The organism is Xenorhabdus vietnamensis (assembly GCF_002127535.1).
Classification (GTDB): Bacteria; Pseudomonadota; Gammaproteobacteria; order Enterobacterales; family Enterobacteriaceae; genus Xenorhabdus; species Xenorhabdus vietnamensis.
The window spans coordinates 11,385-33,306 of sequence record NZ_MUBJ01000031.1 but is presented as its reverse complement, the minus strand read 5'-3'; the positions used below and the strand labels follow the sequence as shown (position 1 = coordinate 33,306).

Below are 21,922 nucleotides of genomic sequence, written 5' to 3'. Positions count from 1 at the left end.
TTGCTCCAGTGCGGGCTTCAAAGCCCAAGGATCCATCGGACTACATGAACCTTGCTAAACCCAGTAATTATTTATTCTACACGGGTTTCAAGATACAAGAAGCCATGAGATGAATTGTATACCGGTGGGATTAGATATCGCAAAACACGTCATCCAGTTGCATACAAGGTGCGCCTGATGCCAGGCAGGTTCGTAAAAGCATTTGTGATGGGCAACAAAAACGACGTTATGGATGCACGTGCAATCTGGCTGGCCGTTCAACAGCCTGGCAAGTCGGTTGCGGTGAAAACGGAAGAACAGCAGGCTGTACTGGCAATGCATAAGATCCGTCATCAGATGGTGAAATACCGGACTGCTCAGATAAATGGGTTGCATGGATTACTGCTGGAGTTTGGAGAAACCGTCAGAAAAGGACGTGCCGCGCTGGATAAGGCGATGTCGGCGGTATTAGGTCGCCTGGAGAAACGACTGCTGTAGAAATGCTACGGGAACAGTGGGAGCGATTATCCTGGTTTGATAAGCAGATTGATGACATTGAGAAACGCCTAAAGGCCTAGGCTCAACAAGATAAAGCTTGCCAGAAAATACTGAAAATTCCGGGGGTTGGTGTGCTCATTGCGACAGCTGCTGTGGCAACGATGGGAGACAGCCGCGTATTCAGGAATGGCAGGGAGCTGGCTGCTTACCTGGGGCTAATACCGAAGCAAACGGGAACAGGTGGACGAGTGAAATTACTGGGTATCAGTAAACGGGGAGATAAGTATGTTCGGACTCTTCTGATACAGGGTGCTCGGGGGTGTCATGCTGCTTGCTAATGAGCCTGGCTCGAACGATATGGGCAGTTATCGCGCACAACCGCGAGTGGCAAAAAGACTACGTTAGTATCAGGCCATATTAACGATTGAAGCTGTAAAATATTAACACTTAACAAAAGGGTGAACACTAAAAGGTTGCGCTGGTAACGGATGGTGATAACGAAGACAGGTCAGATCGGTATCTGCCAAACCTGAATTACATTCTGAGCTTAAAGCTCGTGAGGAAAATAAGGCGCAGATACGTGGATCTTATCGTGGCCCGCAGATAATTTTCTGCAAGAAGGTCGAATATAAAGCTATAACTGACTATTTCGTTTTTACTGCCCAGTGCTTCGCAAACGGGAAGTGCTCATATAAATATAATGTAATCCGCAATTGTTATCTTTTATCAAGACGGGCAAATTCATAAATGAGTATTCTGTTTTTGGTATTCTCCTTGTGACGAGCATAAATACGCTTATCTATAAAGACACTCAGAGGTGTTACTACTTCGGTTTTTTCTACGGGTTGTGGCTTATAGGAGAGTTTTACGCTCTTGGACATATCCATTACTGTATCTTTCACCGTGTCTGAAGTTCTCTCTTCATCCAGCAAGACTAGTAGGTTAGGGATCGCGGTGATCTCGTCCGATTTATCCGAGACTTTCACTTGACTAAAGCAGAGCTGATTTGCGACTGATCAGATGGAGAGCCGGAACACTATTGGCTTTGTCGAGCGTTCCCTGCAGCGTTTTGCAATCCAACGCGATAACGTCATCGGAGATTTTGGCTAACAACGGATTAGGTGTAAAGGTGTAATCAAACAGTGGGTTTCTCATGTTTTCCACAGGATAGATCTAATAATAAGACCCTAAGAGATCTATTTAAGATCAAAATAGATCCCTGTAGCTGGAATCCCTTATCACACAAGACCTAAGATTGGATCTGTGACCACTATAACGAGTATTTCAACCACTATCATAAGCTTCTATGACTACTATAGAAAGTAAAAAAACCACTGTAGGAAGAAACTATGACTACTATGGAGAGTAAAGGGAAATTCTATCCACAAGGAGATTGTTTTGGTTTTTCTACGTATTAACAAGCTAGATCATAATACATAAACACAAAAGAGTTCTATAAGTACTTAGAGATCTTTGTTCTTGTTTTCTTTTTTATATCAAATAGATTCATCATTATTTGACCACTATGAAGAGTTAAATGACTACTATGAGGAGTAAATAAACCATTATAGAGTGTGACATGACCACTATCGGCAATAATAATAGACTACTATGATGAGTAAACGAGCCTAATTAATTCAATTGAGAGGGGACTGTTTTGCCTGAAAATACCTTATTTAACGAGGAATTAATTCAAGCTTTTTCAGAGGTGAAAAAAGAAACAGGTGAGTTAGTCACGTTAAGGCCAAACACGAACAATACAGTTCAGCCAGTGGCTTTAATGCGCCTCGGATTGTTTGTACCAACTCTTAAATCGACGAATCGCAGTAAACGTAACCTAATGACTTCGATGGATGCGACTGATGAATTGAAACAATTATCACTCGCTAAATCTGAGGGCTATACGAATATCAAGATAACTGGCGAACGGCTTGATATGGATAATGACTTCAAAACGTGGGTCGGTGTGATCCATTCATTTGCCAAGCACAAGGTTATCGGTGATAAGGTCACGTTGAAGTTTGTTGATTTTATCAAGCTGTGCGGTATTCCCTCATCCCGCTCATCAAAACGACTACGTGAGAGACTGGACGAATCTTTGCGGCGTATTGTCTCCACAACACTCTCGTTTACCAATGATACAAAAGCGTATCATACCCATCTGGTTCAGTCAGCCTACTACGATATGCAGAAAGATACGGTTACGTTACAAGCCGATCCAAAAATTTTTGAGTTGTACCAGTTCGACCATAAGGTTCTATTGCAGCTACGAGCCATCAACGAATTATCCCGTAAAGAGAGTGCTCAGGCGCTTTATACGTTCATTGAGAGTTTGCCATCAAATCCAGCTCCGGTGTCGTTGGCGAGGCTTAGACAGCGTTTAAATCTAAAATCTCGCGTGAACACTCAGAATGCTACCGTTCGTCGGGCTATGGAGCAGTTGAAAGAAATTGGGTATCTCGACTTTACCGAAACTAAGAAAGGGAATTCGGTTTACTTCATGATCCACGAAAGAACGCCGAAACTTAAAAAGGTTAAGCCTGTTAAAACGGTTGGTAAAAAGACCGCAAGAAAGAGTAAGACCACTATAGAGAGTAAAAACGCCGGAGATACTATCTTGGCCGAACTTACTCGTGAAGAATTAGAGTTACTAGAAAAGCTAAGAAAAGCTAAGTAATCATAAGGTTAATTCCTTATCGACTACTATATAGAGGTAAAAAGGATAACCACTATAGTGAGCTATCTCTCTATAGTGGTTATTTTTATCCTATAGGCTTGCATTGTGACATTGTAACTGTAAAGACGGTATAACGTCTTACTTGCTTCTCATAGCGCTTGTAACACCATCATTGATGTTCCTCACGAATGGGCTGTTGGTGTTGGTTACTATAAAGATCATATTTGCTCTCTATAGTAGTCTTATACGGAAAGATCTTACGCTAAATTCGTATGTGTAGTTGTTTGTAATTGAAAGCTGTTGCTGATTGCAGGAGTGTACACGTATGTGGTAACTATCAATAGATAACGTCAGTTGAGAATGACCACTATAGAGAGTTGATTCGAGAATTTCATTTGCGGTTCTTTCTATAGTGGTCGTATATAGGTTACTTTGAAACGCTACTCTCTATAGTCGTCGTTGGTCAGATCATCAATTGATATTACAAACAGATCCGATAATCTTTTTAGCTGTGCAGTGCTATAACGCTGCACGAACCCGCGCATCTTTAGCTTCTAGCAATTTGCGTAAACCGACTTGTTTCTCCGCTGAGTTAGGGAGCGCTTTATCCATTAACGTGCTACCTCGCATATTGGTTTGCTGATCTCTTTGAGATGCGGCAGAAGATGTTCAAATGCAAAATACTGCATGATAGGTGATGCCGTAATTATTTCCTTATTCTGTCTATTTCTGATTTCACATGAGGAGCGCAAATGAATATCCACAGCCAGTATTTTAAAAATAGAAGTGGTATGGTATGGCGTAACAGAGATTCAAGGGTTCTGTCGCATTAACAGAGAAAGTCTGAGTAAATGTGGAATTGGTTACTATTTGCTCAGTAAATCGATAAAACCTCCCTGCCGGTGACAATACCTTCCCTTCTGGTTGTAAATATTGCCCTTTACGCAGCATTGAAACGAGCTCTATCCCGCTAAAATCGTTTGGGCCCGGCGAAATGATTTGAAGCCGAACATCGGCCGTATCCGACGTTTAATGTTTCGATGATCTTGCTCAATGAGATTATTGAGGTATTTGCTTTGCATAATGGTGATGGTTTCTTCTTCGGGTTTATCGGCATTGAGCGTAGCCAGTGCGGTGGTGTTCGCCCCACTTTTATCAAGGGTCACGACCTCAGGCTCAGCATGGTGGTGAATCGTCTTGCGAAAGAAGCGCAACGCTGATACGAGTGATGGTGACCAGCCTGCTGTTTATCTTACTGGGTGAATATGCCCTGTCAGGAAATATTGAGGGAACAAGATGACGACCAACAGCTATCTGGAATATTTTCTGACATTGCTCGGCTGGATAGTCAATAACGGATTATGGCGAATACTGATTGCCACCGGGCTGTTTACGCTGCCTTTAGTGATAAAAGTGATTGCGGTCTGGCTGAAAGTGCGGGAGTGTGGCGAAGAAGCAGGTAATAGTAGATTACAGTCGCTTGCCCGGATTGAAAACACCTTGTATTGCGCTTTCTTCATGATGGTTGTTGTGTGCCACTGATCAATGTCAGCCTGACAACCCTCCAGTATGACCAGTCCCGCGCCAAAGGCTGTGGCACCTGGACATAGAAAGCGCCAGATAAAAGTGGTTATGCGCCGGTGATGTCCAGCCTGAATAATCAGACGGCGGCCGTGCACCGGTTATCAAAGGGGCTGACACAGGCGGTAGTGGCCTCTATTCCCTGCCGGCCGGATCTGCGGCAACTGCGCTTTTAATTTCCTGACGTTCTGGTGGGAAACCACACGCTGGCTGGACAGCTATTTATTGGAAGCTCTGTACGGTTCAGAAACCCACAGTTTGTTTAATCTGGCCGGCATTCAGAACACTTCGGATGATTTAATTATGGGGCTGGTGATGGGTACGTTGTTTATTGTCCTGCCGATGATCTGGTTGGGTGCACTAGCCTGGGCTGGTGTGCGAATGGGCGATATGGCGGGCATGATGAGTCAGGGCGTGGGGCCAGTCAGGTAGTCAGCTGGCATGTTCGGGCAGATGGTGATGCAGAAGATGTTGTCGAAGGGAAAATAGTGAGACACGTTTTTTGTCATAAATCGGGGGAGCGCTGCTCCGTCAGAATACTCTGAAAAACGCACTATTTGTTATTTTTTTCTAATCATATTTGTCGGGCTTTTATTTTTTGGACATGAAAAATGCAGATGAATATGCTTAATGTTATACGTAACATGTTTAATAGATGTTAATTAATTGCCATTTTGTTGCGTATTCATAGTTTATTAGTCTTAATTATGGTCTTTTTGGTTAATCATTGATCGAATGAGTTGAAAATAAAACATCTTTAACCATAATTACCCTCTCTCATATTTCTTTCAACATCATTCAATAATAATTAAGTATCCGACTGGTTCAATTATGGCAACGGTAACTCGCAGCAATCTGTTCGCAGGGTTGGCCGGATGGGCTGTATTCTCTATTCAGCCTGTGCAGGCAGATGATCAACCCTTTATTCATCAAAAACAGCAACAACAAGCGTTAGAGCAACGCCTGGAGGCAAAGACACCGACGGTGCGGCTTTCAGCCGCAGATGAGACAACCTCTGTGTCTGCCCCGAAATTTCCCCAAGAATTCCCCTGTTTTGTGATCCATAACGTCACCTTATCCGGTCGGGAAGACTTGCCGCACTGGGTGCCGCTGCAACGGCTGGCCGAACAGGCTAAGGGGCACTGCCTGGGTGCGCAGGGGATTGGTGTTTTGATGAGCAATATGCAGAACCGGCTGATTTCACACGGCTGGGTGACAACCCGCATTTTGGCACCAGAGCAGGATCTGAGTCAGGGTGAATTGAAACTCAATGTTGTCGCCGGCAAAATCCGGCAGGTACGCTATACCAATGAGTCGGATAAATACGCGACGCTGTATACCGCTATGCCTGCCCATCACGGCAATGTGCTGGATTTGCGGGATATCGAGCAAGGCCTTGAAAACCTCCAGCGCATCCCAAATGTCCAGGCATCCATGGAGCTGGTGCCGGGTGAGCAGCTGGGCGAGAGCGATATCGTGATTAAACGCCAGCAGTCGCGTTTCTGGCATGTGGGTGCCTGGGTGGATAACAGCGGTACCAAAACCACCGGACGGACGCAGGGCGGGCTGATGTTTGCGTTGGATAACCCGATGTCGCTGAGTGATCTGTTTTATCTCTCTCTGAGCCGTGATTTGGCTTTTTCCCACCGCAAGGATTCCACCAACTATACCGCACATTATTCGGTGCCGTTCGGTTACTGGCAGTTTGCGGTCACCGGCAGCAAATATAACTATATGCAAACCGTACCGGAACTCAACGGGGATGCCAAATATCGCGGAAAAAGCCGCAGCCTGAACGCGCAATTAAGCCGTGTCCTGCATCGTAATGCCAGTTCAAAAACCACATTAACTTATGGCGTGAATGTGCGCGAAACCCGCAATTTCATGAAACAGACCGAAATTGATAACCAGAAACGCCGCACCAGCAGCTGGAGCCTGGGGCTGGGTCACCGCCATTATGTCGGTGCCGCCGTACTGGATGCCGGAGTGCGTTACCAGCAAGGCACCCGCTGGTTTGGTGCACTGCCTGCGCATGAAGAGCGCAATGATAAATCTTCCTTAAACTACGCCACGGCAAAATCAGAAATTATCCAGTTGTCGGTGGCACTGAATACGCCATTTAAGCTGGGCAACCAATCCTTTCAGCACAAGATTGAATACCAGAAGCAATGGAGTAACACCCCGCTGACACCACAGGATCAATTCAGTATCGGCAGTCGCTGGACGGTGCGTGGTTTTGATGGTGAACGTACACTCAGTGCTGATGAGGGCTGGGCATTGCGTAATACGCTGTCATGGCAGACCCCAGTGCCGGATCAACAGTTTTATCTGGGGGCGGATTACGGCCGGGTGGGCGGACATGGGTCAGAAATGATTATTGGGCGCACACTGGCAGGGGGTGTTTTCGGTCTGAAAGGCCATATCCGCCCAGCGAATCTGGCTTATGACGTGTCGGTCGGTACCCCGTTCTCCAAACCGGATGGGTTTAAAACCGACCCTGCCCACGTCAATTTCAGCCTGAACTGGCAGTACTGAGGGGGCTGTGATGTTAATCGGTGATTATGACGTGCGTGCCCCCCTGATCCTTGGCGGTCACGAAAATGACACAGAGATGCTGGGTGCCACAACCTGGTTGTGGATGCACTCCCCTCTGCACCGGGATGCGCCGTTAAGTTCGCTTGCCACACTGCTTCTGCCTTTTATTAAAGCCCAACAGTATGTGTTGGTCAGTCAGCAGGGCCAGCCCGTGTTTTACCTGAGCTGGTCACGGTTTGATGAAGAGAGCGAACGGTGTTACCTGACAACGGATGACGGGGATAATCGCAGCCTGACATCGAACCGGGGTGCCCGGATCTGGATTTTGGACTGGGTAGCGCCGTTTGGCCATAGCCGTGTGATGGCTGATTTAATCAAACATGACATTTTTCCTTATCAGTGTGTCCGGGCGCTTTATCACAAAGGCTCAGAGCGCGGGGCGCAGGTGATCCGTTTTCGAGGGGCAGGCGTCAGCCGTGAACAGGCCGCCGCATGGTGGGACAACCATCCCCTGACCGTAGACTTACCTGAAAGAGGTGCTGCGCGATGAATAAACATTGCTACCGCGTGATTTTTAATAAAACCCGTCAGATGCTGATGGTGGTGTCTGAGTTGGTCAGCAGCCATACGGTCGGACAGGCACGGGACCGCATATCGGTGCCTTCATTATCGGCAGCCCGTGTTGCCTTAACGCCCTTGGTGTTCGGAGTCTCACTGGCGCTGGGGCTGGTCAGCCTGAGTGCACAGGCCGACATTGTGGCGGACAACAATGCACCCGGTACGCAGCAGCCCTCGGTTATTTCCACGGCCAACGGCATACCCCAAATCAATATCCAGACGCCGAACGGTGATGGGGTTTCCCGTAACCAGTACAGTCAGTTTGATGTAGAACAACGGGGGGCGATCCTCAATAACAGCGGCATCAATACCAAAACCGAGCTGGGTGGCCTCATTACCGCGAATCCGTGGTTAGCCCAGGGCGAAGCGAAGATCATCCTCAATGAAGTGAACAGCCGCAACCCCAGCCAACTGAACGGCTTTATTGAAGTCGCCGGTCAACGGGCGGACGTCATTATTGCTAACCCGGCAGGCATCACCTGTCAAGGTTGTGGTTTTATCAATGCCAGCCAGACCACGTTGGCGGCGGGTCAGATCCTACTGGAAGGTGGACGCCTGAAAGGGTTTGAAGTGGATGAGGCGCATAAGGGTATCATCAGCGTGGAAGGTCAGGGGCTGAATGATACCGGAAGTGATTATACCCGCCTGATTGGCCGTGCCGTCAATATTAACGCCAAACTCCACGCCAACAATTTAACCGTGACAACCGGGCGCAACCGGGTGGATGCCCAAGGCAATGTGACTGAAACCTTGTCAGAGAGCCAGAAGAATAAACCGGAATTCAGTTTGGATGTGGCGGCGGTGGGCGGTATGTATGCCAACAAAATTAAGCTGGTCGGCACAGAACAGGGCGTCGGGGTACGCAATGCCGGACAGTTGGGGGCGCAGGCAGGCAATTTGACGCTGGATAGCAAGGGCAAACTGACGAATAGCGGTGCGATAACGGCGTCCTCGGATGTGGTTATCGGGAATCAGGGGGCACTGGCAAATCAAGGTGATATTACTGCCAGTCAGGATATCACGCTTAACACCCGCAATGAGATTGAAAATCAGGGGCGGATGTTGGCAGGGCGTCATCTGGCGATCCAAAGCACTGCCTTAGACAGTGGTGAAAAAGGGGTATTGATTGCCGGTGTCGATAAAGGCGGTAATCGGACTCAATCCGGCAACCTGACCATTGAGAATCGTGGCAGCCTCACCAATAAAGGCACAATAGCGGCGTCGGATAACCTGACTGTCCAGAATCAGGGCGATTTAACGAATCAGGGGCGGTTACTGGCCGGTGGCAATAAACCGGGCAGCCTGAAGCTTAACAGTGGCGGTCGTCTTGCCAACAGCGGGACGATAGATGCCTCTGCTGAGGTTAAGCTTGAGAATCAAGGGAATTTCATCAATCAGGGCGATATCACTGCGAGTCAGGATATTTCTGTCAACACCCGCGATCATCTGGAGAATCAGGGACGGATGTTGGCCGGGCGGCATCTTGATATCCACAGTGCTTCGTTGACAAGCCATAAAAATGTTCAACTGCCCACTGATCGCCAACAACACATTGTACTGGCCGCCGGCGCTGATAAAGACGGCAAATTAACTCAGCCGGGTAACCTGACGCTGGATATCAAGGGGAAACTGGATAATCAGGGGGTTGTGACCGCTTCAGATAATATCGACATTCAGAATAAAGAGGCGTTAACCAACTCAGGCGATATCACCGCCGGGAATAATATTGCGATAAAAACGCCGGGGCACCTGACGAATCAGGGCAAGGTGTTGGCCGGTCATCATCTCGATATCCAAAGTGCGTCCTTAACGAGCGGCCAGAATGGTGTTTTGTCTGCGGGAACGAATAAAACGCAACCGGGCAAACTGACTATCAATAGCCGTGGTCAACTGGTTAATCAGGGAATGATGACCGCAACGGATGATATTGTTATTGAAGAACCGGCGACGCTGACGAATCAGGGTGAGATAAACGCTGACCATAATATCAGGATCACAACGCCCGGAAAGCTGACGAATCAGGGTAAAGTGTTGGCGGGTTATCATCTCGCTATCCAGAGTGCGGCGTTAGAAAGCGGCCAGAAAGGAGTGCTGGCGGCGGGGATGGATAAAACGCAGCCGGGCAACCTGAAGATCCAGAGTCAGGGCAAACTGGATAACCACGGTATTATCAGCGCTTCCGAGTCTATCCATATTCAGAATGAAGGGGCTTTCAGTCATTCAGGGGATATCATCTCCGGTGGTGATATCACGATAAAAGCGCGAGATCACCTCGATAATAAAGGGAAAATGCGGGCAGGCCGTCACCTGAATATCCACAGTGCCTCGTTAGTTAGTCATCAGAAGGGGATGCTGGCGGCTGGCACGGATGATCAGGGCAATCTCATCATCAACAGTCGCGGCAAGCTGGTCAATCAGGGGGTGATGACGGCGTCGGATGATATTGCCATCGAAAATCAGGCCGAGTTGGAGAATCAGGGAAAGATAAGCGCTGACCATGATATCAGGCTCAAAACCCCGGGCAATATGACCAATCAGGGCAGGGTGCTGGCCGGCCATCACCTTGATATCCAGAGTGCGTCCTTAGAAAGTGGACAGAATGGTGTACTGGCTGCGGGAATAAATAAAACGCAGCCGGGCAACCTGAAGATCCAGAGCCAGGGCAAACTGGACAACCACGGCATTATCACCGCCTCCGAGTCTATCCATATTCAGAATGAAGGCGCTTTCAGTCACTCAGGGGATATCACCTCCGGTGGTGATATCACAATAAGAGCGCGTGATGATCTCGATAATGCAGGGAAAATGCGGGCAGGCCGCCACCTGGATATCCACAGTGCCTCGTTATCCAGTCATCAGAAGGGGATTCTGGCGGCCGGCACGGATGATCAGGGCAATCTGACCCGGCCGGGCAATCTCATCATCAACAGTCGCGGTAAGCTGATCAATCAGGGGGTGATGGCGGCGTCGGATGATATTGCCATCGAAAATCAGGCCGTGCTGGAGAATCAGGGAAAGATAAGCGCTGATCATGATATCAGGATCCACACACCGGGCAAGCTGACCAATCAGAGCAGGGTGCTGGCCGGCCATCACCTCGATATCCACAGTGCAGATTTAGAAAACCAGCAAGAAAGTCATCTGGCTGCGGGAATAAATAAAACGCAGCCGGGCAACCTGAAGATCCAGAGCCAGGGCAAACTGGACAACCGCGGCATTATCACCGCGTCAGATCATATTCATATTGAGAATGAAGGCGTTTTTAATCACTCAGGCGATATCAGCTCCGGTGGCGATATCACGATAAAAGCCCGTGATGATCTCGATAATGCCGGGAAAATGCGGGCAGGCCGCCATCTGGATATCCACAGTGCTTCGTTATCCAGTTATCAGAAGGGGGTGCTGGCGGCAGGTACGGATGATCAGGGCAAACTGACCCGGCCGGGCAATCTCATCATCAATAGCCGCGGTATGCTGACCAATCAGGGGGTAATGACCGCGTCGGATGATATCGCCATTGAGAATCAGGCCGAGTTGAAAAATCAGGGAGAGATAAGTTCTGGTCGTGATATCAAGCTCAACACCCCGGGCAAGCTGACCAATCAGGGCAGGGTGCTGGCCGGCCATCACCTTGATATCCACAGTGCAGATTTAGAAAACCAGAAAGAAAGTAAGCTGGCCGCGGGGATAGATAAAACGCAGCCGGGCAACCTGAAGATCCAGAGTCAGGGCAAACTGGACAACCACGGCGTTATCACCGCGTCAGATCATATTCATATTGAGAATGAAGGCGCTTTCACTCACTCAGGCAATATGACTTCCGGTGGCGATATCTCGATAAAAGCCCGTAATGATCTCGATAATGCAGGAAATGTACTGGCTGGACGCCATCTGGATATCCACAGTGCCTCGTTCGTCAGTCATCAGAAGGGGGTGCTAGCGGCAGGTACGGATGATCAGGGCAAACTGACCCGGCCGGGCAATCTCATCATCAATAGCCGCGGTATGCTGACCAATCAGGGGGTAATGACCGCGTCGGATGATATTGACATCAAGAATCGGGCGGCGCTGGATAATCGGGGAGAAATCAGCTCCGGGAACGATATCAGGATCAACACCCCCGGCTCTCTGTCTAATCAGGGCAGGGTGTTGGCCGGCCACCACTTGGATATTCATAGTGCTGTGTTAGAGAACCAGAAAAAAGGTGAACTGGCCGCAGGCACTGACCATTATGGCAAACCGACTCAGCCGGGCAATCTGACCATCGACAGTCGCGGTAAGCTCGTTAATCAGGGTGTGATGATGGCGTCGGATGATATTGCCATCGAAAATCAGGCGGCACTAGAAAATGCCGGAGAGATGAGTGCCGGGCGCGATATCAGGCTCAAAACGCCCGGACATCTGGTTAACCAAGGTAAGGTGTTGGCAGGCCATCATCTGAAAATTCAAAGTGCTTCCTTAGCAAGCCAAGAAAAAGGTGTCCTGGCTGCTGGCGTGGATAAAGAAGGCCGTTTGTCCCAACCGGGTGATCTGACTCTCCATAGCTCTGGTGAACTGACCAATCTGGGGCTAATCACGGCTTCGGACAATATGACAATCCAGGATCAGAGCAAACTGGAGAATCAGGGGGATATGATCGCAGGCCGGGATCTGTCAGTCAAAATCCGTGATCATCTTGCCAATCAGGGCAACATACAGGCCGGGAATCATCTTGATATCACCAGTGCGTCATTGGACAACTCAAAAAATGCGGTATTGGCGGCAGGCATTGACCGCGGCGGTAAACCCGCACCCTCGGGCAATCTGGTTCTCCACAACCGTGGGCAATTGACCAACAGCGGCGTGATAAGGGCATCCGGTGATATGACTCTGCCTGATCAGGGAAATCTGATGAATGGGGGAGATATTACCGCCGGACAGGACATGACGATAACCACCCGCGCCCATCTCGACAACCAGGGGCGTATACTGGCCGGGCGCCACCTTGAAAGCCAAAGCACTTCATTGTATAGCCACCAAGGCAGTACCCTGGCGGCCGGTATGGATAACATGCTCAGACTGACCCAGCACGGTAATCTGACACTAAAAACCACGGAAACTGCCCGGCTTCACGGGCAAAATCTGGCCCATGACCGGTTATCGGTTAACGCAAAAGATATCTCGTTGAAAGGTAGTCAAACTGACGCCGGTCATTTGACTCTATCCTCTGACAAGCAATTAAATTTACAGGATGCCCACGTCAGCGCCCGTCAACATCTCACGTTATCTGCGCCGGAACTGATTGATAACGCGCGTGGCCGGTTACGGGCTGAAACGCTGACCCTCCGCAGCCAGAAACTGAGCAATCATCAGGGTAAAATCACCCAGATCGGGCCGCAGTCGCTCATCCTGGAGCACCAGGCCGGGATTGACAATACGGCCGGGATAATTGAATCCAGCGGGCAGGATTTGACGTTGAAGGCACAGAGCATTGCGAATGATAACGGCAGACTGATCCATGCCGGAACCGGCGTGATGTCCATTGACACGGCCCACTTTCAGGGCAAAGAAGGCCTCTTGATTTCTGACGGTGAACTGAAACTGGATGGAGGGGATTACCATCTGGTGAAAAGTGAGACGTCCGCACAACACATCACGGCATATATTCAGTCAATTGACCATCGTTTAGGGAAGATGACCCAACGGGGCACAGGTTCAATGATGCTCGACGTTCAACATGAACTGGATAACGGCAGCGGGACGATTTCAGCCAATGGCACGGTGAAGGTCAATGCACAAACCCTGAATAACAACACCCTCTCAGAAAACGCACTGAATAACGACAGGGAAAACAAGAAAAAAGGCGTTCTGGAGAACAGTGAGCTGAATCATCTGTCAGGCCAAATTATTGCGGCAGAAGACGGCCAGCTTCAGGTAACCGTAAAAAACCGGCTGAATAACCAGCAAGGCCAATTAGTGGCCTCAGCCGGGATGACGGTGGTGGCTGACGAGATTAATAACCGGCAGGGGAAGATTGCGGCGTCGAACGGGGACATCACCCTGACCACCGGACAGTTAACCAATACCGGGGGTAAAATTGCCAGTCAGCACAACCTGCAACTGACGGCTCAGGCGATTAATAACGAAAAAGGCCAAATCCGTGCAGGGACGGCGGATATCGATACGCACCAGCAGCAACTGAATAATACCGCCGGTTCTATCGCAACAGAACGTCATATGACATTGCGAACCGGTGAATTGTTGAACCGATATGGGTCGATACGCAGCGGTCAGAACTTGACCATCGACACCCACGGTCAGCAGCTGGATAACCGGGATAGTGGTCAGGAAGGGGGGGTGTTCAGCCAGGGGGCTTTGCGCCTGACTGTCGCGGACCTGAATAACCAGTCCGGTCATATTGAAAGCCACGACAGACTGAATGTGAGCGGAAACACGGTCCTCAACCGACACGGTCAGCTATTGGGCGGAAAAGATACCCAATGGCATGTGGATGAACTGAATAATGATCAGGGTTTGCTACAAAGTGGCGGCAAACTGACACTCAAGGCAAAATCCTTAATTAACCGCAATAGTGGTGATCATAACGGAATTACCAGCAAACACGCCATGGTGCTGAATACCGGGGGACTGGATAACGAAAGTGGGGTAGTGGCTTCATCAGACAGCCTGAATATCACGGCGGATAACATCAATAACCGGCAGGGATTATTGGAAGCCCAAACTCGGTTTTCCCTGACAGGTCAAAAGGTTGATAACCAGTCCGGGCGGATCAAATCCCATCAGGACTTGTTTGTGGATACGCAAGGGCAGGCACTCGATAACACCGATGGCGTGATTGATAGTCAGGCTGAGCTTGAGGTGAAAAGTGGAGATCTGAAAAACCAGCGCGGCACCTTACATGGCAAATCTGCCACACTCACCGCAAAACAACTGGATAACCGTCAACAAGGTAAGATCCTGAGCGAAGCGGGGCTGCATATTGATGCCGATGCTCTTCTGAATACTCAGGGGCAGATACTGGCGCTGGGTGATTTGAAAGCGCAGGTCAATCACCACATTGATAATAAAGCCGGTTTAATCCGCAGTGGGGGTGATACCGAACTGAGTGCGACGGAAATCCGGAATCAGGAGACGCAACAGCAAGATAAAGGGGTTGAGGGCAAAAATGTCATCATCTCGGCGGACAAACTGCATAACACCCAGGGGCAAGTATTCGCCACCGAAAATGCCACGCTAACGCTGGCTTCGGTGCTCGATAACACGCAGGGACAGTTACAGGCCAATCAGCAACTGACCGTACAGGGCAATCAACTGGCTATCACCAATACGGACGGTGAGATCAAAGCCGGAAACGCGTTGACGATGGATGCCGACTCTGCCACTGGTGACGGAAAACTGCGCTCACTGGGCGATATTCGGTTAACGCTGCTAAAAGATTTTATCCATACAGGCGAAATCATTGCCAACGGCATGTTGCGGCTGAGCAGTCAGGGCAATGTCATCAATAATGGCTTGATCAGTGCCAGCACCTTAGCGGGGAAGGCGGATAACCTGACCAATGAGGCAACCGGGAAAATCCTGGCGGCTCACCATCAATGGACCGTCAAAAATACCCTCGTCAACACCGGGTTGTTGGATGGTGGCCAAACCTATCTGCGTGCCGCTGAGCTGACCAACCAGGGTACAGGGCGGATTTATGGTGATCATATTGCCATTGAAGCGGGGACGCTGAATAACTGGGTTGATGCTGAAACAAAAGCAAAACGGGAGAAGTTGTTCGCGACAAAAGCGGGAAATTACAACGACATCATGGCCAAAGGTAAATCGGCGGTGATTGCGGCTCGTCAGCGCCTCGATCTAGGCGTGGGTGAACTGAATAACCAAAGCCACAGCCTGATTTACAGTGACGGTGATTTTGCCTTCGGCGGCAAACTGGATGACCAGTATCGGGCCAGTGGAAAAGGTCAGGTCATCAATAACCACAGCGCGTATATTGAAGCCATGGGGGAGATGCGGCTGGCGGCCGACACCATTAATAACGTCAATGACCATTTTGAGACCGAACTTGAGCGCATTTCGCAGAGGCCAATGGAGGAATATCAAGTCTGGGGGCAACGTTATGATGTGAAAAACCATCATATCACGATTGATAATGATGAAGTGGATCACGCCTGTGTGGATGACCTGGGATGCCGGGATAACTTTCAGATTTACAAGTACACCCGTACGATAGAAGAAACCCGGGTGAAAGAAACTGATCCGGCGAAAATACTGGCCGGGAAAAACCTGATCATCGATACAACGACGCTGACAAACGATAAGAGCCAGGTTGTGGCGGGGGGATTGCTGACGGTCACGGGCGGGGATACCCATAACCTGGATGTACAGGGTGAGCGTTATATCACCGATAAAGGCCAGGTGGAGAATTTTTGGCGTATCAAGAAAAAAGGGCGTGACCGGCAAGGCTGGGGGTCATCGCGCTATGAACCCAATGCGCAAATCCAGGCCATCACCCTGACCCCCGGGACGATCCGGTCATCACAGGACATGGTCACGCTGGATGGCCAGCGTCCGGCTGATTATCAGGGCACCTCGGCACAGATGACGCCAGTCCGTGGCGGGCAAATCAACGCCGGCCTGACGGAAGCGGCAACTCAGCCGCGTGAAGTCGCATTAAGGCCGGGACAGCGGCTGGAAGTGATCCTCCCGCCCGCGGCAGTGACGGGGCAAAGGCCGACAATTACCGGTGGCCCGGCAGAGACGCCGATTATCGCAGGGGAAAAACTGACTGAACGGGGTCAGACATTCACGGTGGGTGAACGATCCACTGTGGGTGAGAAGCTGACCGGAGTCGGTGAAAAAAACACCGGGCTGGATGAAAAAATCACGAATGTGGGCGAGAAATCCATTGGCGTGGAGGAAAAAATCACGAATGTGGGCGAGAAACCCATTGGTGTGGATGAAAAAATCACGAATGTGGGCGAAAAACCCATTATCGTCCGCACGGAAGTGCCGAATTATCAGTTACCGGACAACAGCTTATTTAAACTGAATCTGCCGCCAGAAAATACGCAACCCACACCGGCGGTGGCGGCGATTGACAACCTGCCGCTGGTTGAAACAGATCCGCAGTTTACCCAGCTGAAAAAATGGCTGGGGACGGACTATATGCAACAGCAGCTGCGCTGGGATCACCATAACATGCATAAACGTCTGGGGGATGGTTTCTATGAACAGCGCCTGATCCGTGAGCAGGTGATTAACCTGACTGGCAAACGTTATCTGCCGGGGCACCAGAATGACGAGGAGCAATTTAAGGCGCTGATGAATGCCGGTGTGCGTGCCCGGCACGCCTTTAATCTGGCGCCGGGGATTGCCCTGAGTGCGGAACAGATGGCCCATCTCACCGAAGACATGGTCTGGCTGGTCAATGCCACCGTCACCTTACCGGACGGCCGCCGGCAAACCGTGCTGGTTCCCCAGGTGTATGTGCGCACGCAGGCCGGTTCACTGGATGGCTCTGGCGCCCTGCTCAGTGGCAGTCAGGTCAATCTGCAACTGAGTGGCGACCTGCTCAACCAGGGACGGATTATCGGTCAGGATATCCACGTACTGGCAGAGAATATCCGCAATCAGGGCGGACTGCTGCAAGGCCATCAGGTTGATTTGCAGGCCCGGACCGATATGGTCCAGCGGGGCGGGGCGATTGGTGCCGATAAATCACTGACGATAGGGGCAGGGCATAATATTGATATCGCCAGTACCACCCGCCGCGGTGAAAATCAGGCCGGCAATAACCGGTTCAGTGCCACTTACGTGGATAACGTCGCCCGTGTTTATGTACAGGGTACGGATGGCAAACTGCACCTGCGGGCAGGAAAGGATATTGACATGTCGGCCGCGCAACTGATGTCACAGGGTAAAAACAGTGAGATTCAGTTGGCCGCCGGGCGGGATATTCAGTCCGGTACGGTCAAAACCGCGCAGGGTGAACACCTTGAATGGGGCCGGGACAACACCCTGACCCACACAGAATCAGGGGAAACAGGTACTGATATTAACAGTGCCGGACAGGTCAGCCTGCGCGCCGGACGCGATGTTAACCTTCGCGCAACCGGTATCACGGCCGGTAAAACACTGCAAGTGGCTGCCGGGCGGGAGGTGGCTGTCGTGGCGGGTGAACAGCAGCAAACCCATGACGAATACCTGAAGGTGAAAGGCAGCAACAGCTGGGTTTCCTCGACGACCACCACGACCCGGGAGCAATATGACCGCACCCAGGCGGTCAGCAGCACCCTGAGCGGCGATACCGTGAACATCCAGTCCGGCAAAGATACCACCGTTCAGGGCAGCAATGTGGTGGGCACACAGGATGTGACGATAAAGGCCGGTAATAACCTGACCATCACCACGGCCGAAGAGACAAATCACCGGTTCACCCAGAAGGAAGAGAAAAAATCCGGCCTGATGGGCACCGGTGGCGTGGGCTTTACAATAGGCAGCTCGAAACTCAAACAGTCCAACGACAGCGATGCCCTGTTGCAGAAAGGCAGCACTGTGGGCAGCAGTGACGGCCATGTCACGCTGCATGCCGGCGAACAGGCCAGCCTGCATGGCAGCGAGATTATTGCCGGTAAAGATATTGATATTGAAGCCAAAGAGGTGGCGGTCACGGCCGCGAAAAACAGCCATACCGAACTGAGCAAAACCGAGCAGAAACAATCGGGCCTGACACTGGCGTTGTCCGGTGCTGTCGGCAGTGCGGTTAACACGGCGGTGCAGACGGCGAATGAAGCCAAAGACACGAAAGACAGCCGGTTACAGGCGCTGAAAGGCACGCAGGCCACGCTGTCCGGGGTGCAGGGTTATCAGGCGTGGCAGCTCAGTCAGGCCGACGCCGCGAAAGCCGATGCGATTAATCAGGCGGGCGGGGACGCACAAAAACCGACTGACACCATTGGCCTCCAGCTTTCCTACGGCAGCCAGTCGGCGAAATCGGAAACCCGCACGGAACAGACGCAGTCACAGGGCAGCAGCCTGAATGCCGGGCAGGATATCCGTATCAGGGCCACCGGGGACAATATGGTGGCTGCCAGCGGAAATATCCGGGTCAAAGGCAGCGGCCTGAAAGCAGGGCATGATATTGAGATGAACGCCAAACGCGATATCGTGCTGGGATCGGCTGAAAATACCCAGACCACCCGGGGCGAAAACAGCAGCCAAGGCGGCAGTGTCGGTGTGGGATTGACCGCCGGACAGGGCGGTTACGGCATTAAATTCTCGGCCAGCGTCAACAAGGGGAAAGGGCATGAAACCGGCGACGGGGTCACCCATACTGAAACATTGGTTGATGCCGGCAATCAGGTCAGCCTGAAATCCGGTCAGGATACGACGCTGAAAGGGGCCCAGGTCAGCGGGGATAAAGTGACGGCCGATGTCGGCCGCAACCTGCACCTGCAAAGTGAGCAGGATAAGGACAATTACGACAGCAAGCAGCAAAATGTCAGTGCCGGCGCCAGCTTCACCTATGGTTCGATGAACGGTTCAGCCAGTGTCAATGCCAGCCGCGACAAGCTGCTCAGCACGTTTGATTCCGTACAGGAACAAACGGGTCTCTTTGCTGGTAAGGGCGGCTTTGATGTTAAGGTGGGCGAGCACACCCAGCTTGACGGTGCGGTGATTGCCAGCATGGCCGGTAAAGATAAAAACCGGTTGGAGACGGGAACACTGGGCTTTAATGATATCCAGAACAAGGCGGAGTACCAAACCGAACACCAGAGTGTGGGTTTCAGCACCAGCGGGTCACTGGGCGGCCAGATAGGCAATCAACTGGCCTCGAATATGGCTTCAAATATGCTGGCCGGCACCAATAAGCATAAAAGCCAGTCTTCTACGACTCATGCGGCGGTCAGTGACGGCACGATTGTGGTGCGGGATGCTGATAAGCAGCTACAGGATGTGGCTGACTTAAGCCGGGATACTGATAACGCCGCCAATGGCCTGAGCCCGATTTTCGACAAGGAAAAAGAGCAGCAACGGCTGGCGCAGGCGCAGGCTATCGCTGAAATCGGCACGCAGGTGATGGATATCTACAATACGAATGAAGCGATTAAGGCGACGAAGAAAGCCACGGCAGACCTGAAAGACCCGCAAACGCAGCAGCGGCTGAAAGAACAAGCTGAAACTCAATTGAAGGCCGAAGGTCAGGCCATCGATGCGAAAAGCCTTGCCGACCGGGCGTATAAGATAGCCTATGACGGTGCCATCAGAGAGCAGGGCGCGGATATCGGCAGCAATCAGCGTCAGGCGGTGACGGCGGTCATCGGGGCGTTGCAGGGTTTGGCAGGTGGCGATATCCCATCGGCCATTGCCAGCGGGGCTGCGCCTTATCTGGCCAATGGCGTGAAGGCACTGACCTATAAGGGTAAAAACCACTATGATGAGTTGACGCCGGCAGAAAAAGCCACCAACCTGATGGCCCATGCGATTTTAGGTGGTGTCATTGCTGAGATGAAGGGCGGCTCAGCCACTGCCGGGGCAACGGGCGCAGTGAGCGGTGAACTGGCCGCTTCGGCTATTATCAGTGCACTGTACGGTGATAAGAATCTGAAAGATCTCTCACCGGAGGAGAAGGAAACCGTCAGCAATCTGTCCACGCTGGCAGGCGGGATTGCCGCCGGGCTGGCCACTAACTCTACGGCAGGGGGGGTGGCCGGGGCTCAGACAGCCAAAAATGCCGTTGATGCAAATAGACTAACAACCAGCGTCGAGAAAGAACGGCTACAGACTTTGGCGGAAAAAGGTGTTGCACCGAAAGATGTACTGGATGCTGCGGCCTGTGCAGTGGTTAAGTGTTCTGCCCAGTTTGTGGAAGGGACGGAAGAATGGATTAGATATAAGCAGCTGGAAGAGAAAGGTAATTCGCCTGAATATGCTGCCTTGCGTGACCAGTTAGCGAAAGAAACACTGAAAATTGATGTTCCACAACCGGACGGCACAGTCGCTCATTATGAGTTTCCTATGTATCAGTATGGGAAAGCCGATGCACTGACAGATAACCTTGTGTATGCGGATGGTAAATACCAGTTAACAACCCGTGCAGGTGGTTTGTTACAAACCGCAGGCGGAGCGGTTGAGGTTATCGGTGGCACCGTGTCTTGTGGTACAGGTATTGGCTGTGCGGTTGGTGCAGTGATGGCGACACAGGGACTGGATAACATGAATGTGGGTTCTAACACTGTAGTGTCAGGCCAACCAGTGAAAACCATGGGGGCTAAGGGACTTGAAGCGTTGGGTGTCCCATCGGAGTATTCGGAGATTACCTATGCGATGATCGGGCTGGGGGGCTCTGTAACCACGGTTTTGACATCACCGAAGACAGGGAAAGCTGTGACGGTGTTGGTGGATAAGGATAACCGAGTTACGAGATCTTTTTCTGATGGAGGGCATAATAGTCGTACAAAAGGAGTTGTTGGGGCACCTGAGCAACCTTTAGAAAATAGTACTGTGAACCCAATTGTTAGTACTGAAAAGGTTCCTCATAAATATATTGAGCAAGTAAGGACTAATTTATCAAGAAGTAAAATCGATGAAATTATTAATACGCCACATGGTCAAAGACCTGATCCTTCTACATACATGGCGAAGGCTGAAATTGAAACTCATATAGCTAAGTTCAATGAAGGAGCGGTTAGGATAACGTCTAGAGCTGCCTATAAAAAATTTGACACAGTAGGACCTGATGGTGGGTTTGTTATGCCTAAATCAGCATTTGATAAAATATTATATGAGTCAAAAGGTGATCTTAGAATCATAGAGAATAAATTAGGTCTTGATAAAGGAATATTAAATGATTCTGATGTTATGATTATTCATGTTAAGCGTGAAAATATGCAAGGGCTAAGAATTCCTTCAGGAAATGAGGGGGGGGCAAACAACCAGTGGATACCAGGCGGGTATACATCTGGCGGAGTACCTGAAGCTGTGATGAATTTTTCACATAAGCCTCCTGTAACTGAAATAAAAATCAAGTAA

The 21,922-nt window shown here is 50.5% G+C and carries 6 protein-coding genes and 3 pseudogenes; 6 read left to right on the top strand and 3 right to left on the bottom strand.

What is annotated here, in order from left to right:
- Positions 1–156: 156 nt before the first annotated feature.
- Positions 157–898, top strand: a pseudogene (locus Xvie_RS18370) (IS110 family RNA-guided transposase); the annotation flags it as partial.
- Positions 899–1,193: 295 nt separating this feature from the next.
- On the opposite strand, the gene Xvie_RS21745 reads toward Xvie_RS18370, so the two are convergent.
- Together Xvie_RS21745 and Xvie_RS21740 are read right to left on the bottom strand one after the other, a co-directional pair.
- Complete coding sequence (locus tag Xvie_RS21745; protein WP_167376315.1) at positions 1,194–1,463, bottom strand: ParB family protein; 270 nt, start codon at positions 1,461–1,463, stop codon at positions 1,194–1,196.
- 4 nt (positions 1,464–1,467) lie between these two features.
- A complete protein-coding gene (locus tag Xvie_RS21740; protein WP_167376314.1) occupies positions 1,468–1,632 on the bottom strand; it encodes a hypothetical protein in 165 nt (54 codons plus the stop codon).
- A 502-nt stretch (positions 1,633–2,134) separates the two neighbouring features.
- Between Xvie_RS21740 and Xvie_RS18360 the strand changes: the two genes are divergently transcribed.
- Positions 2,135–3,154 (top strand): RepB family plasmid replication initiator protein, encoded by a 1,020-nt coding sequence (locus tag Xvie_RS18360; protein WP_086110609.1) that lies wholly within the window; start codon positions 2,135–2,137, stop codon positions 3,152–3,154.
- 885 nt (positions 3,155–4,039) lie between these two features.
- Here the strand turns inward: Xvie_RS18360 and Xvie_RS18350 are convergent.
- Positions 4,040–4,374 (bottom strand): annotated as a pseudogene (locus tag Xvie_RS18350) (DDE-type integrase/transposase/recombinase); the annotation flags it as partial.
- A gap of 76 nt (positions 4,375–4,450) precedes the next feature.
- On the opposite strand from Xvie_RS18350, the pseudogene Xvie_RS18345 reads away from it, so the two are divergent.
- The 4 genes and pseudogenes from Xvie_RS18345 (at position 4,451) to Xvie_RS18330 (ending at position 21,922) form a co-directional block, all read left to right on the top strand.
- Positions 4,451–5,167, top strand: a pseudogene (locus Xvie_RS18345) (conjugal transfer protein TraG N-terminal domain-containing protein).
- Positions 5,168–5,566: 399 nt separating this feature from the next.
- Entirely contained in the window at positions 5,567–7,270 is a 1,704-nt protein-coding gene (locus Xvie_RS18340; protein ID WP_086110608.1) for a ShlB/FhaC/HecB family hemolysin secretion/activation protein, read from the top strand.
- A 10-nt stretch (positions 7,271–7,280) separates the two neighbouring features.
- The gene (locus Xvie_RS18335; RefSeq protein ID WP_086110607.1) at positions 7,281–7,820 is read left to right on the top strand and encodes a toxin-activating lysine-acyltransferase; all 540 of its coding nucleotides are present in this window, start codon (positions 7,281–7,283) and stop codon (positions 7,818–7,820) included.
- Positions 7,817–21,922, top strand: a complete 14,106-nt coding sequence (locus Xvie_RS18330; protein ID WP_086110606.1) for a hemagglutinin repeat-containing protein — start codon at positions 7,817–7,819, stop codon at positions 21,920–21,922. Before Xvie_RS18335 ends, Xvie_RS18330 begins: the two co-directional genes overlap by 4 nt.

Excerpts from the sequence above, each read along its gene's own strand:
- Xvie_RS21740 (WP_167376314.1), bottom strand. The coding sequence starts at position 1,632 with ATGAGAAACCCACTGTTTGATTACACCTTTACACCTAATCCGTTGTTA.
- Xvie_RS18340 (WP_086110608.1), top strand. The coding sequence starts at position 5,567 with ATGGCAACGGTAACTCGCAGCAATCTGTTCGCAGGGTTGGCCGGATGG.
- Xvie_RS18335 (WP_086110607.1), top strand. The coding sequence starts at position 7,281 with ATGTTAATCGGTGATTATGACGTGCGTGCCCCCCTGATCCTTGGCGGT.
- Xvie_RS18330 (WP_086110606.1), top strand. The coding sequence starts at position 7,817 with ATGAATAAACATTGCTACCGCGTGATTTTTAATAAAACCCGTCAGATG.